Genomic DNA, 13,491 nt, shown 5'->3' with positions numbered 1-13,491 from the left:
CGCTTTGTGAGCAGGCTCCCCGGCTAAAACTACGGCGCCGAGTTGAGCTGGCGCCGCAGAGGTTCGTGAAGCGATGCCCCAAGTTTCTCGGGGCATGCGGGACCGATCAGGTCCCGCTTTGGAGCAGCATGTTGCGAATGTGACCGATGGCTTTGGTCGGATTCAAACCCTTCGGACAGACGCTGACGCAGTTCATGATGCCGCGGCACCGGAACACGCTGAACGGATCATCCATGGACGCCAGTCGATCGGCCGTTTTGGTGTCACGGCTGTCGGCCAGGAATCGATAGGCCTGAAGCAGCGCAGCCGGACCGAGGAACTTGTCGGGATTCCACCAGAACGACGGACAGCTCGTTGAGCAGCACGCACACAGGATGCATTCGTAGAGTCCGTCGAGCTTTTCACGATCCTCGGGACTTTGAAGGCGTTCGATAGCCGGTGGCGGCGTATCGTTCATCAGGTACGGACGAACTTTCTCGTACTGCTTGTAGAAGATGCCCATATCGACGACCAGATCGCGAATGACCGGCAGCCCCGGCAGCGGCCGGATCACCAGCTTGTTGCCCTTTACGACAGACGAGAGCGCGGTGATGCAGGCGAGCGCGTTCTTGCCGTTGATGTTCATCCCGTCCGAACCGCAGACGCCCTCACGGCAAGACCGGCGATACGAGAAGCCCTGGTCCTGCTCCTTGATCAAGGCCAGCACATCCAGAACCATCAGATCCTTACCATCGGTATTGACCTGAAATTCCTGCATGAACGGCTTTTCGTCCTGCTCGGGGTTATAACGATAAACACTGACTTGCAACATATCGGAACCCCCTTAGTAAGTCCGAACCTTGGGTTCGAAAGCCGGAACGGTCTTCGGTGCGAAATTGACCGCCCGCTTGGCCACGCGTTTTTCACCTGGGAAATACAGGGTGTGGCACAGCCAGTTCTCATCATCGCGCTCTTCGAAGTCTTCGCGCGCATGAGCGCCGCGTGATTCCTTGCGCGTTTCGGCGGCGATGGCAGTAGCCTCGGCGACTTCGAGCAGGTTCTGCAACTCGAGCGCCTCGATGCGGGCCGTGTTGAACGCCTGGCTCTTGTCGGCGATCTTCACGTTGGCGATGCGCTCGCGCAGGGTTGCCAGCTGGGCGATGCCCTTCTGCATGTATTCGCCCGTACGGAACACACCGAAGTAGTTCTGCATGCAGCTCTGCAGCTCTTTGCGCAGCGGTGCGACGTCTTCGCCACTGGTGCGCTCGTTCAAGCCTGACAGGCGGCCAAGCGCAACGTCGAGGTCGGTCTCGGTAGCTCCGCGGTACTCGATGCCTTCCTTGAGTGCCTTTTCCAGGTGCAGGCCTGCTGCACGACCGAAGACAACCAGGTCGAGCAGCGAGTTTCCGCCCAGCCGGTTCGCGCCATGCACCGACACGCAGGCGACTTCGCCGACCGCGAACAGCCCTTCGATGATGCGATCGTTTCCGTTGGCATCCTGGGTGATCGCCTGACCATGAATGTTTGTAGCGACACCACCCATCATGTAATGGCACGTCGGAATGACCGGAATCGGCGCGACGACAGGGTCGACGTGGGCGAAGGTCTTGGACAGCTCGCAGATACCAGGCAGGCGGCTATGAAGAACCTCTTCACCCAGGTGATCCAGCTTCAGCAACACGTGGTCGCCATCCGGGCCGCAGCCATTGCCGGCGATAACTTCCTTGACCATCGACCGGGCCACCACGTCGCGGCCTGCGAGATCCTTCGCATTGGGCGCATAGCGTTCCATGAAGCGCTCGCCATGCTTATTAATGAGGTAACCACCCTCGCCCCGGCAACCTTCGGTAACCAGAACACCCGCACCGGCAATGCCCGTCGGGTGGAACTGCCACATCTCGATGTCCTGAACCGGAACGCCCGCACGCAGCGCCATGCCGACACCGTCACCGGTGTTGATGAGCGCGTTGGTCGTAGAGGCATAGATCCGGCCGGCACCGCCGGTTGCGAGCACCGTGGCCTTGGAGCGGATGTAGACCGTCTCGCCGTTCTCGATGCAGATGGCGATGATCCCAACGATGGCGCCGTCCTGGTTCTTGACCAGGTCGACCGCATACCACTCGTTGAGGAAGACGGTGTTGTTCTTCATGTTGCCCTGATACAGGGTATGCAGGAGCGCATGGCCGGTGCGGTCAGCTGCGGCGCAGGTGCGAGCGGCCTGCCCGCCCTTGCCGAAGTCCTTCGACTGTCCACCGAAGGGGCGCTGATAAATACGACCCTGTTCGGTACGGGAGAACGGCAACCCCATGTGCTCCAGCTCGAATACGGCTTCCGGGCCGACCGAGCACATGTATTCGATGGCGTCCTGGTCGCCGATGTAATCCGACCCCTTGACGGTGTCGTACATGTGCCAGCGCCAATCGTCGTTCGGGTCGGCCGATGCGATCGCACAGGTAATGCCACCTTGCGCCGAAACGGTATGCGAGCGCGTAGGGAATACTTTGGTGACCACGGCAGTCTTGTGGCCGGACTGAGACAGCTGCAGGGCGGCGCGCATGCCGGCGCCGCCGCCACCCACGATGATGGCGTCGAAAGAAAGCGTACGAATATTAGCCATGACTCAGAAACCCCAAAGAATCTGCACACCCCAGACGAACAACGCGAACATCACGATGCCGCAGGCTGCCTGGAAGAGAAAACGCACCGCTGTGGCCCACTTGCCGATCGCCATGTTGGTCAGGTAATCGGTCGAGATGGTCCACATGCCCACCCAGGCGTGGATCGCCAGGGCCACCAGTGCCAACAGACTGAAGATGCGCATCCAGCTCGTGGAGAACAGCGCGCTCCACTGCGTGTAATCCAGACCAGGATTGAGCAGCAGGTAACCGAGCAGAAAGATGAAATAAGCGGCCAGCACAACCGCGGTCACTCGCTGGGCCATCCAGTCGTAGAGACCCGAACGCGAGAAATTCGTAACGTTGGTTACCATACCCATACCCCCGCCAGGATGATCAGGACCGCAGAAAGGATCAGCACGATCTTCGAGCCGCGCTTGCCGCCCTCCAGGGTTTCGCCGTAGCCGGCGTCCATGACGAGGTGGCGGATCCCGGCCACCAGGTGATACAGCAGTGCGGACAGCAACGCCCAGACCACCAGCTTCGCCAGAGGATTGCCGAAGTAGCCCTGAACGCGCTCGAACCCTTCCTCGGAAGAGAGCGAAGCATCCAGCGCCGCCAGCAATACGGCGATGCCGATGAACAGGATGACACCGGATACACGGTGAAGGATCGACGTGTAAGCAGTGATTGGGAGTTTGATAGTCCTAAGATCTAGGTTTACAGGTCGTTGGCTTTTCACGGCTTATTTCACACTTGAGAGCCCGTTGACGCCGGGCAAAAAGTTGTTGGGAAAGAGTGCCTCTGAGGACACTGCCCGCCCATGAGTGACAACCTGAGAATGTGGCGCTGAGCCCCTGGCGGTCGGTCGCCGAGTATAGACAGTTAGGTGGCTAATGACAATGTGGTGAAGTGCCACCAACGGCTGATTGCAGACCGCCCGCCCGGCTTCCATCATGGCCGCTTTTTCATGGCGCGCCGCCACGCCGGAGCGTCTATGGCAGGGGGTGTGGCAAATTGACTTTGAGATTTATCTCACTATAGTGATGCGGGCCCTGCGTGGGGGGCCGTCTGATGATTTCAAGCATAAACAGGAGGCCTTGCATGGCTGACAAGAAAGCGCAGTTAATCATCGAGGGCGCTGCCCCCGTCGAACTGCCCGTATTATCCGGCACCGTTGGGCCCGACGTAATAGATGTCAGAGGATTGACCGCCACGGGTCATTTCACATTCGATCCAGGCTTCATGTCGACCGCTTCCTGCGAGTCGAAAATCACCTATATCGACGGCGACAAGGGCGTCCTGTTGCACCGTGGATACCCCATCGAGCAACTCGCCGAGAAATCGGATTACCTGGAGACCTGCTACCTACTGCTTAACGGCGAACTGCCGAATGCAGAGGAGAAGGCAAGCTTCGTAAGCGCCATCAAGAACCACACGATGGTGCATGAGCAACTCAAGACCTTCCTGAACGGCTTCCGCCGCGACGCTCACCCGATGGCCATCATGTGCGGCGTCGTCGGCGCGCTGTCGGCCTTCTATCATGATTCGCTGGACATCAACGACCCGCACCACCGCGATATCTCCGCCATGCGCCTGGTCGCCAAGATGCCGACGATGGCGGCGATGGTCTACAAGTACTCGATGGGTCAGCCGATGATGTATCCGCGCAATGACCTCGACTACGCGGAAAACTTCCTCCACATGATGTTCAACACGCCGTGCGAGATCAAACCGATCAGTCCGGTGCTGGCCAAGGCCATGGATCGCATCTTCATCCTGCATGCCGATCATGAGCAGAACGCCTCTACCTCGACAGTGCGCCTGGCCGGTTCGTCCGGCGCCAATCCCTTCGCCTGCATCGCCGCGGGTATCGCCGCGCTGTGGGGCCCGGCACATGGCGGCGCGAACGAAGCCGTGCTGACCATGCTCGACGAGATTGGCGATGTGTCCAACATCGAGAAGTTCGTCGCCAAGGCCAAGGACAAGGACGATCCGTTCAAGCTGATGGGCTTCGGCCACCGCGTGTACAAGAACTTCGATCCGCGCGCCAAGGTCATGAAGCAGACCTGCGACGAAGTACTGGCCGAGCTCGGCATCCAGGATCCTCAGCTCGAACTGGCGATGAAGCTCGAAGAGATCGCCCGCAACGATCCCTATTTCGTCGAGCGCAATCTCTACCCGAACGTCGATTTCTACTCGGGGATCATCCTCAAGGCGATCGGCATTCCGACGAGCATGTTCACCGTCATCTTCGCCCTGGCACGTACCGTGGGCTGGATTTCGCATTGGAAGGAAATGCTGTCAGGGCCTTACAAGATCGGACGTCCTCGTCAGCTCTATACCGGCCCCACCAAGCGCGATCTACCTCGCTGATCGCCGCAAAAAAAGGCTGCCACACAGGCAGCCTTTTTTGATTCACCCTATCGACCCGCCTTGCTCTCCGCCAACTCGCGCAGCCCCGACAGCGTATTGAATGGCGCATCGACGACGAACTTGTTCACGATCCATGCGGGAACCTCGCCGCCTGGCTCGGTATGCACCTCGTAAGTGACCTTGACCTTGCCCTCCGATACCGGCTCGACGCGCCAGTAGCCATCCAGCTCGCTTACACGCACATAGCCCGATTCTTCGGGCAGATAGGTAGGCGCGCCTTGCAAGGTGCGCTTGAACCCGCCACCGGCAAGCGGTTCGTTGGTCACATGGACGATCGAGTCACGCGGCTTGGCCGGCCAGGGCGTGTCGATGCGCGTATAACTCCATGCCTCGTTACCTTCCTGCTTGAGCAGACGCTGCGATTCGCAGGCATGCAGCCACTCGCATGAACCCTCCACATCTTCCTGGAGGCGCTTGATCACAGCCGCATCGGCGTTGATGGTCGTTTCGCCGCGAAAGGCCTTGAAGGTCGATCCTGGGACTTCCTTGAGGAAGACCTTGATGCCGTCCTCTTCCTTCGCCAAGGACCAATCGCTGGCATGGACAGGGATGGCGAACAACGCAGCCAGACAGGCAAGAGCCGATAAACGCATGAAACCTCCGAGATAGACGTAAGAGTCAGGCGGTAGCCTGTTCCAGCCAGCCAAGCAAGGCAATCGCCTGTTCCGCGTTGTCGCCACAAATTGCCGAATCGGCCTTGAAAGCGGAGCAAACCGCAGGCCGCTCAGGCTGACCGAATATTCCGCACCGAAGGTCTGGCGAGAGGTGCGTACAACGCACTCCGGCTGGCTTCCCGTCGGGATGACCTGCAAACGACGTCGATATTGACGGCGCGATGCAACAGGCGCCGCAGCCCACACGACATTCCATGTGACCTCCGAAATCTAAGCGCGACGAATTCTAGTGAAGTCACTTCACAACCGCACGAGCCGGCGCGCCGAAAGGCCAAGCGCTTGGCCGAGCAAGCCGCAGCCGGTCCTGGCCACGCAGCGCGTCAGCGCTACGATGAGCCTCGACGAAACCGCTCCACACGGGTAACGACAGCCGGTGGCCGCTGGGTCGGGAAGTCGGGCCTCCGCATCGCTCGCCAGGGCGGCGATTTCGGCGCCGATGACGTCCGACCCGAGCTTGGGCATACTGCTCAACCTTTTCCAACCCACTCAGGAACAAGCATGTTCAAGGTCAACGAATATTTCGACGGGTCCGTCAAATCCATCGCCTTCGAAATGGAGGCCGGCCCCGCCACCATCGGCGTCATGGCCGCCGGTGAATACGAGTTCGGTACGAGCCAGAAGGAAATCATGCATGTCGTCTCTGGCAGCCTCGAGGTGAAACTGCCAGGCAGCGATGGCTGGGAAATCTTCGCAGCCGGCAGCCGGTTCAACGTTCCGGCTAACAGCAAGTTCCAGCTCAAGGTGAAGACCGACTCGGCCTATCTCTGCGAGTATCGTTGACCGAAACCGGCGAGCTCGGACTCGCCGGCATCACCCTCCGCTGGCGGATTCCCACTCCGCCAGCCGAGCCAGAAAATGCGCCTCGTCCAGAAGCTGAACACCCAGCGATTGCGCCTTGGCCAGCTTAGAGCCCGCACCTGGGCCGGCAACCACAGCCGTGGTCTTTGCCGAAACCGAGCCCGCGACCTTGGCACCCAACGCCTCCAGGCGCGCCTTGGCATCGTCCCGGGACATGCTTTCCAGCGTCCCGGTCAGCACCCAGCTCTGCCCGCTCAGCGGCAGCCCCTGCGCCGAACGCCGCTCGCTCTGCCAATGCATGCCGAATTCACGCAGCTGCGCTTCCAGTTCCCGCGCGCGGACGGCGTTCTGCGAATCAGCGAAGAACTCGCGGACACTCTGAGCAGCCCGCTCGTTCAGGCGCTCCACCTGCCGCAGATCCAGCCAATCCGCATCGATGATCGCCGCCAGCGAGCCGAAACGATCGGCCAACCGCTGCGCCCCGGTTCGGGCAACGTACGGGATATGGAGCTTGTCGATTAGATCGGCCAAGGTGGCGATCGCCGCGTAGTCGGGATGAAGCGCCCCCTCCTCCTCTATGAAGATCCGAGCCTGCAACTGCTCTATTACCGACCGGTTGTGCGCATCGCTGAAAAACTCATGGATTTCATGCGCCACCTCCGCTCCCACGTCAGGCAGGTAGGTGAGGACCTCCGGTAATGCCACCTGAAGCCGAGCGAGAGAACCCAATGCTCTGGCCAGCAACTTCGCGGTCTCCTCGCCGACATCGGGGATGCCGAGCGCATAGATGAAGCGCGCCAGGCTAGGACGCCGGCTCGCCTCGATCGCCGCGATCAGGTTACCGGCCGAAACATCACCAAAACCCTCCAGCGCGCGTACCTGCTCGAACGTCAGGCAATACAGATCGGCCGGCGAAGACACCAGGCCCGCCTCGACCAACTGGTCGACGATCTTGTCGCCGAGCCCCTCGATGTCCATCGCCCGACGCGAGACGAAATGAATGATCGCCTGCTTCAGCTGAGCACGGCATAGCAGCCGACCGACGCAGCGATAGATGGCGCCCTCGCTGAGCGTTTGCCGCCCTTTGCCACGCCGCAACAGTTGGGTTCGCTCCACCCGGGAGCCACAAACCGGGCAGGTCTCAGGTATGTGCACGGGTTGGGCTGCGGGTGGCCGCCGCTCGGCTACCACGCCAAGGATTTGCGGAATGACGTCACCGGCGCGGCGCACGATCACCGTGTCACCGATCATCACGCCCAGCCGAGCGACCTCGTCCATGTTGTGGAGCGTCGCGTTCGCGACCGTCACACCGGCGACCTGCACCGGCTTCAAACGGGCGACCGGTGTCAGCGCGCCCGTACGACCAACCTGGAATTCGACGTCTAGCAGCTCGGTCAGCTCTTCGCGCGCCGGAAATTTGAAGGCGATGGCCCAGCGCGGCTCGCGCGCACGGAAACCGAGCGCACGCTGGCTGGCCAGCGCATCGACCTTGAACACCACGCCATCGATCTCGTAAGGCAAGGCGTCCCGCCGCGTGCCGATATCGCGGTAATAATCCAGGCATTCGGCAACGCCGCTCGCTGTCCTGAGCTCGCGGCTGATTGGCAAGCCCCATGACTTCAGCGCATGGAGGACCGCTACATGGGTTTCCGGCAACTCGCCCTCGAAGCGGCCAACGCCATAGGCGCAAAGCTCCAGCGGGCGGGCCGCGGTGATCCTCGGATCGAGTTGGCGCAAGCTTCCAGCCGCCGCGTTGCGCGGGTTGGCGAAGGTCTTGCCACCCGCCTCCAGCTGGCGGGCGTTGAGTGCCTCGAAACCGGCCTTGGGCATATAGATTTCGCCGCGCACCTCCAGCACCCGAGGCCAGCCCTTGCCCTGCAGCTTCAACGGAATGTTGCGGATGGTGCGCACGTTGGCGGTAATGTCTTCGCCGGTCGTACCGTCGCCTCGCGTCGCACCCCGAACGAGCACGCCCTCTTCATACAACAGGCTAACCGCCAGACCATCGAGCTTTGGCTCGCAGCTGTAGTCGACGGCAAGGCCGGCATCGAAGAGATCGCCGGCAGGCAGGTCCAGCCCCTCACGCACGCGGCGGTCGAAGTCGAGCAACTGCTGCTCTTCGAACGCATTACCGAGACTGAGCATCGGCAACTCGTGTCGTACCTGGCCAAAGGCCGCGAGCGCCGCGCCGCCGACTCGCTGCGTCGGCGAGTCGGGCGACACCAGCTCGGGGTGCTCGGCCTCCAGTGCCTTGAGCTCTTGAAAGAGTCGATCGTACTCGGCATCGGGAATGCTCGGCTCGTCGAGCACGTAGTAGCGATAGTTGTGGTTTTCTATCTCGCTGCGCAGCGTGCTGATGCGCTCGGCGGCTGATTGAGCGGAGGGCATGGTCCTGACGATCCAATGACGACCGGGCCGCGGCTCATGGCCCGGCCGGGAACGATGAAAACACAGCCGACGCGAAGAGCGGCCCGAAAGCAGCTTCGATCGGCCGGCTGGCCGATTAGCGCTTGATCGTGAGCTGGCGCCGCTCGAATTCGGCGATGCGCTGGCGGTAATGCTCGATCGTCTGGGCAGTCAGCACGCTGCGCTGGTCGTCCTTGAGTTCGCCGTTGAGTTCGGAGGCCAGCTTGCGCGCCGCCGCGACCATGACATCGAAGGCCTGCTTCGGATGGCGCGGCCCGGGCAAGCCGAGAAAGAAGCTCACCGCCGGCGTCGTGAAATGATCGATGTCATCGAGGTCGAAGGTGCCGGGCTTGACGGCATTGGCCATCGAGAAAAGGACCTCGCCATTCCCAGCCATGCTCTCGTGACGATGAAAGATGTCCATCTCGCCGAAACGCAGTCCGCTTTCCAGAATGTTCTGCAACAGGGCCGGACCGCGGAAGCCGGTGGAGTCGCGTGCGATCACGTTGATCACCAGCACTTCCTCGACCGGAGCCTGCTCTCGAGGCGCCTCGTTCGTGTCGAAGGGTTCATCCTCGTCGAGCTCGATGATCGGCTCATCCTTGGCGGCACGCTCATCGACGCCGAGATTGAGGTGCCCTTGGCGGGGCTCTGGCGTACGTCGCTTGGAACCTTCCCGCGCGCTTAGCGATGGCAGGTCCTGCTCATCGAGGGTCGGCTCTTGCATGGGTCGATTGATGATCCGCGCCGGGCCGAGGATTTCGGTCGGCGCATCATCGTCATCGCCGCCGGTCTCGGCCAGACTGCGGTCCAGTTTGAATTTCAGCTTGCCCTTGCTACCGCGCATCCGTCGCCAACCGTCGAACAGGATGCCGGCGATGACGATGATCCCGATGACGATCAGCCACTCGCGCAAACCGATATCCATTAATGCATTGACCTCTAGTACGAATGATGGGGTTAGCAGCTGCGCCACGGCGATTGCCGGTAGCAGCGCACAAAATTGCGCCTAAGCTAGCACGACGAACGGCAGGTTTGTACCGCTGCCGGCGTGCTGGCGGACGACTCCGCTCAGGCGTCTACCAGCGCCACCGCCTGCTCCACGTCAACCGCGACCAGCCGCGAGCAGCCAGGCTCGTGCATGGTGACACCCATCAACTGATCGGCCATTTCCATGGCGATCTTGTTGTGGGTGATATAGATGAACTGAACCTTCTCCGACATCTCCTTGACCAGCCGCGCATAGCGGCCGACGTTGGCATCGTCCAGGGGCGCATCCACCTCATCGAGCATGCAGAACGGGGCCGGATTGAGTTGGAAGATCGCGAACACCAGCGCCAACGCGGTCAGCGCTTTCTCGCCTCCGGATAACAGATGGATAGTGCTGTTCTTCTTGCCTGGCGGGCGCGCCATGATCGCCACCCCGGTATCGAGTAAATCCTCGCCGGTAAGTTCCAGGTAGGCACTGCCGCCTCCGAACACCTTCGGAAACAGCGCCTGCAAGCCGGCGTTGATCTGGTCGAAGGTCTCCTTGAAGCGATTGCGCGTTTCCCGGTCGATCTTGCGGATGACGTTTTCCAGCGTATCCAGCGCCTCCACGAGGTCGTCGTTCTGCGCATCGAGATAGCGCTTGCGCTCGGATTGCTGCTGATACTCATCGATCGCCGCGAGGTTGATGGGCCCGAGCCGCTGGATCCGCGCGCCCAACTGCTCGAGCTGTTCCTCCCAAGCCTGCTCGGTGGCATCGCTCGCCAGCGTCTCGATGATGCCGTGCAGGTCATGGCCGTCTTCGTGCAGTTGATCCTGCAACGCCTTGCGGCGCACCGACAGGGTCTGCCAATCCAGCCGCTGTTGTTCGAGCTGGCTACGCAGCAACTGCGCTTGCTGCTCGGCCTGGGCCCGACGGCGTTCCGCTTCGCGCAGTTCACGATCCGCATCTTCGAGAGCCAGGCGAGCCTGCTTCAGCTCTTCCTCGACCTGCATCCGCTGCTCGAGCAAGGTCTCGAGCTTCATGCGCAACTCGTCGAGTGGCGCTTCACCCTCCTCGAGGTTGAGGGTCAATTGCTCGCGACGCTCGACGGCGCGCTCGAACTGCAACTCCAGACGCTCGAGCGCCTGGCGGGTGGACTCGTACTGGGCGCGCAGCGAGCCGACACGCAACGCCAGCTGGTGGGCCTTGTCCTTGTGCTGGCGAGCTTCCTGCCGATGACCGTCGAGCTGCTCGCGCAACTGCTCGCGCGCCTCGAGCAAGCGTTCGCGCTGGCCGGTCGCGTCGGCCATGTCATCCAGCGCCTGCTGCAACGCTAGCCGCGATTCGCCCAGATCTTCGGTTTCGATCGCTCGTTGTTCGACGACCTCGCTCAGTTCTTCGTCCAGACGCCGGCGGCGCAGCCTGAGCTGCTCGACCTTGGCCTGCCCCGCGAACAGCCGGGCTTTCAGCTCACCGTGCCGACGCGACGTTTCCTGCAATGTGCGGCGCAGCGTGTCACGGCGCGCCTCTTGCTCTCGCAGGAAAGCGCCGGCCTCGGCCAGCGCCTGCTCCAGCGCCTCCAGCTTCGCCGTGCCGAGCCCCTGCTCCGCATGGAGCTGCTCCAGCTCATGAGCGCGCGCCAGCACGCTCGATTGAGCATCGCTGCCGCGCTTGAAACGAAGGAAATGCCGCCCCACCCAATATCCATCGCGACTGACGATCGACGCGCCGTCGACGAGCCCGGGGCGGGCCGCCAGCGCCTCGTCAAGCGTCTCTACCGGCCGTACCGCACCAAGCCAGGCGCTCAAGTCGTGCCGGGTCGTCACCTTGTCGAGCAGGCTGCCATCGAGCCTCGGGGCGGCCCGCTGGGACAACGCGAGGCGGACTTCACCTTGCTCGAGCGCCGCGAATTCCAGCCCATGGAAGTCATCGAGCAACGGCGCCTGCAAGTCGGCACCCAGCACCGTTTCCACCGCCAGTTCCCAGCCCGGCTCGACCACGAGCCCGTCCGCCAGGCGAGGCCGATCTGCCAGCCCCTGATGGGCCAGCCAGCTGGACACGCCAGGCCCCTGATCACGTGCCGCCTGCTGAAGCGCTTCCAGCGAAGCGATGCGCCCCTGCAATCGTTGGGTCTCGCCTTGGAGCGTGCTCTGGTCCCGCGTCAATTGCTGGAGACGCGCGCGCGTCGCTTCCACCGCCTCGGCCAGCTCGGTCTCCTCGTTAGCCAGCTCGTCGAGGGCGGCCTGCTCTTCGGCCAGCGATTCGTTGAGCTCGCTGATCGCCTCGTCTTCGGAACCGGTACCGAGCGAGGCGTGTTCATCTTCGAGACGTCGCTTGCGCTCGCCGAGCCGCTCCAGATTCTGCTCCAGTTGCTGGATGCGCGCCTGGAGCACTTCGGCCAGTCGCCTGGGCTCGGCGCTGGTGACGCTGAAGGCATCCCAGCGCTCCTGCCACTGGCGCATGGCGCTCTCGGCCATTTCCAGCGAAGCGGCAGCCTCCTCCGCGATCGCGGCGACTTCCGCCTGCTCGGGCTCCAGTAACGCAAGCTCCTCGCCCAGGGTCGCCAGCAGCGTTCGGTCATGACCGAGATGGGATTCGGTTTCCAGCCGGGCACGCTCAGCCTCTCGCAGATCGTCCTGGAGCTGGCGCAGCCGCTGCTGGCCATGCTGGATGCTCTGCTCGACGCGAGCGATATCGCCACCCACCGAGTAGAAGCGGCCCTGCACCTGATTGAAGCGTTCGGACAGCTCATGATGGCCGTCGCGCAGGCGCTCGATACTGGCATCTGCGTTGCGCTGCTCGGCTACGAGCGCCTCGAAGGCGACTTCCTGATCGCCGATGATCTGCTCGCGTTGCCCCGCCTGAAGATTCAGCGCCTGCCAGCGCAATGCGGTGAGCTGCGCCTTGAGCTGTCGCTCCTCCGCCTTCAACTGCTGGTACCGCTCCGCCGCCTGGGCCTGCCGTTGCAGACGCTCGAGTTGCCGCTCCAGCTCTTCACGCAAGTCGCTCAGGCGGGCAAGGTTTTCCTGCGTCCGGCGAATGCGGTTTTCGGTCTCCCGGCGTCGCTCCTTGTACTTGGAAATGCCGGCGGCCTCTTCGATGAAGTGCCGAAGGTCCTCCGGCTTGGCCTCGATCAGCCGGGAGATCATCCCCTGCTCGATGATCGAATAGCTGCGCGGGCCGAGCCCCGTCCCGAGAAAGATGTCGGTGATGTCCCGCCGCCGGCATTTGGCGCCGTTCAGGAAGTAGGTGTTCTGCCCGTCGCGCGTCACGCGGCGGCGGATGGAGATCTCGGCATACGCCGCGTACTCGCCGACCAGCGTGCCGTCGCTGTTGTCGAAGATCAGCTCGATGCTCGCCTGGGTGACCGGCTTGCGGGTGTTCGAGCCATTGAAGATGACGTCGGTCATCGACTCGCCGCGCAGGTTCTTCGCCGAGCTTTCGCCCATGACCCAACGCACCGCGTCGATGATGTTGGACTTGCCGCAGCCATTCGGCCCCACGACGGCCGCCATGTTGCTCGGGAAGCTGACGGTGGTGGGGTCGACGAAGGATTTGAAGCCGGCCAGCTTGATACTTTTCAGTCGCATGCGTGCCGTCCTGGCTACGGGCG

General features: G+C 62.3%; 11 protein-coding genes. 2 read left to right on the top strand and 9 right to left on the bottom strand.

Annotation, left to right across the window (positions count from 1 at the left end; translation table 11 throughout):
• Positions 1 to 106: 106 nt before the first annotated feature.
• Genes D7325_RS08710 through sdhC form a run of 4 tightly spaced genes read right to left on the bottom strand, consistent with a single transcriptional unit; the run spans position 107 to position 3,336 of the window.
• The gene (locus D7325_RS08710) at positions 107 to 811 is read right to left on the bottom strand and encodes a succinate dehydrogenase iron-sulfur subunit (protein WP_120995178.1); all 705 of its coding nucleotides are present in this window, start codon (positions 809 to 811) and stop codon (positions 107 to 109) included.
• 12 nt (positions 812 to 823) lie between these two features.
• The gene (gene sdhA / locus D7325_RS08705) at positions 824 to 2,596 is read right to left on the bottom strand and encodes a succinate dehydrogenase flavoprotein subunit (protein WP_120995177.1); all 1,773 of its coding nucleotides are present in this window, start codon (positions 2,594 to 2,596) and stop codon (positions 824 to 826) included.
• A gap of 3 nt (positions 2,597 to 2,599) precedes the next feature.
• Positions 2,600 to 2,968 carry a succinate dehydrogenase, hydrophobic membrane anchor protein gene (gene sdhD, locus D7325_RS08700; protein ID WP_120995176.1) on the bottom strand — a complete coding sequence of 123 codons (369 nt, stop codon included), beginning with the start codon at positions 2,966 to 2,968 and terminating at the stop codon, positions 2,600 to 2,602.
• A complete protein-coding gene (gene sdhC, locus D7325_RS08695) occupies positions 2,962 to 3,336 on the bottom strand; it encodes a succinate dehydrogenase, cytochrome b556 subunit (RefSeq protein WP_120995175.1) in 375 nt (124 codons plus the stop codon). The genes sdhD and sdhC overlap by 7 nt, the downstream gene beginning before the upstream one ends.
• A gap of 362 nt (positions 3,337 to 3,698) precedes the next feature.
• Here sdhC and gltA point away from each other — a divergent pair, with 362 nt between their 5' ends.
• Entirely contained in the window at positions 3,699 to 4,970 is a 1,272-nt protein-coding gene (gene gltA / locus D7325_RS08690; RefSeq protein WP_120995174.1) for a citrate synthase, read from the top strand.
• A 47-nt stretch (positions 4,971 to 5,017) separates the two neighbouring features.
• On the opposite strand, the gene D7325_RS08685 is transcribed toward gltA, so the two are convergent.
• Positions 5,018 to 5,623, bottom strand: coding sequence for an START domain-containing protein (locus D7325_RS08685; protein WP_120995173.1), 606 nt, complete (start codon positions 5,621 to 5,623; stop codon positions 5,018 to 5,020).
• 25 nt (positions 5,624 to 5,648) lie between these two features.
• The gene (locus tag D7325_RS19270; RefSeq protein WP_120995172.1) at positions 5,649 to 5,900 is read right to left on the bottom strand and encodes a YkgJ family cysteine cluster protein; all 252 of its coding nucleotides are present in this window, start codon (positions 5,898 to 5,900) and stop codon (positions 5,649 to 5,651) included.
• 302 nt (positions 5,901 to 6,202) lie between these two features.
• Between D7325_RS19270 and ppnP the strand changes: the two genes are divergently transcribed.
• A complete protein-coding gene (ppnP, locus tag D7325_RS08670; RefSeq protein ID WP_120995170.1) occupies positions 6,203 to 6,484 on the top strand; it encodes a pyrimidine/purine nucleoside phosphorylase in 282 nt (93 codons plus the stop codon).
• A gap of 30 nt (positions 6,485 to 6,514) precedes the next feature.
• On the opposite strand, the gene ligA is transcribed toward ppnP, so the two are convergent.
• The 3 genes from ligA to smc form a co-directional block, all read right to left on the bottom strand.
• On the bottom strand, positions 6,515 to 8,890 hold the full coding sequence (ligA, locus tag D7325_RS08665; RefSeq protein ID WP_120995169.1) for an NAD-dependent DNA ligase LigA: 2,376 nt from the start codon (positions 8,888 to 8,890) through the stop codon (positions 6,515 to 6,517).
• A gap of 115 nt (positions 8,891 to 9,005) precedes the next feature.
• Positions 9,006 to 9,836 (bottom strand): cell division protein ZipA, encoded by an 831-nt coding sequence (zipA, locus tag D7325_RS08660; protein WP_120995168.1) that lies wholly within the window; start codon positions 9,834 to 9,836, stop codon positions 9,006 to 9,008.
• A gap of 143 nt (positions 9,837 to 9,979) precedes the next feature.
• The gene (gene smc, locus D7325_RS08655; RefSeq protein ID WP_120995167.1) at positions 9,980 to 13,468 is read right to left on the bottom strand and encodes a chromosome segregation protein SMC; all 3,489 of its coding nucleotides are present in this window, start codon (positions 13,466 to 13,468) and stop codon (positions 9,980 to 9,982) included.
• Positions 13,469 to 13,491 lie beyond the last annotated feature (23 nt).

This window comes from Stutzerimonas urumqiensis (genome assembly GCF_003640395.1).
GTDB classification, from domain to species: Bacteria; Pseudomonadota; Gammaproteobacteria; order Pseudomonadales; family Pseudomonadaceae; genus Stutzerimonas; species Stutzerimonas urumqiensis.
This window is presented reverse-complemented; position numbering and strand designations above follow the sequence as displayed.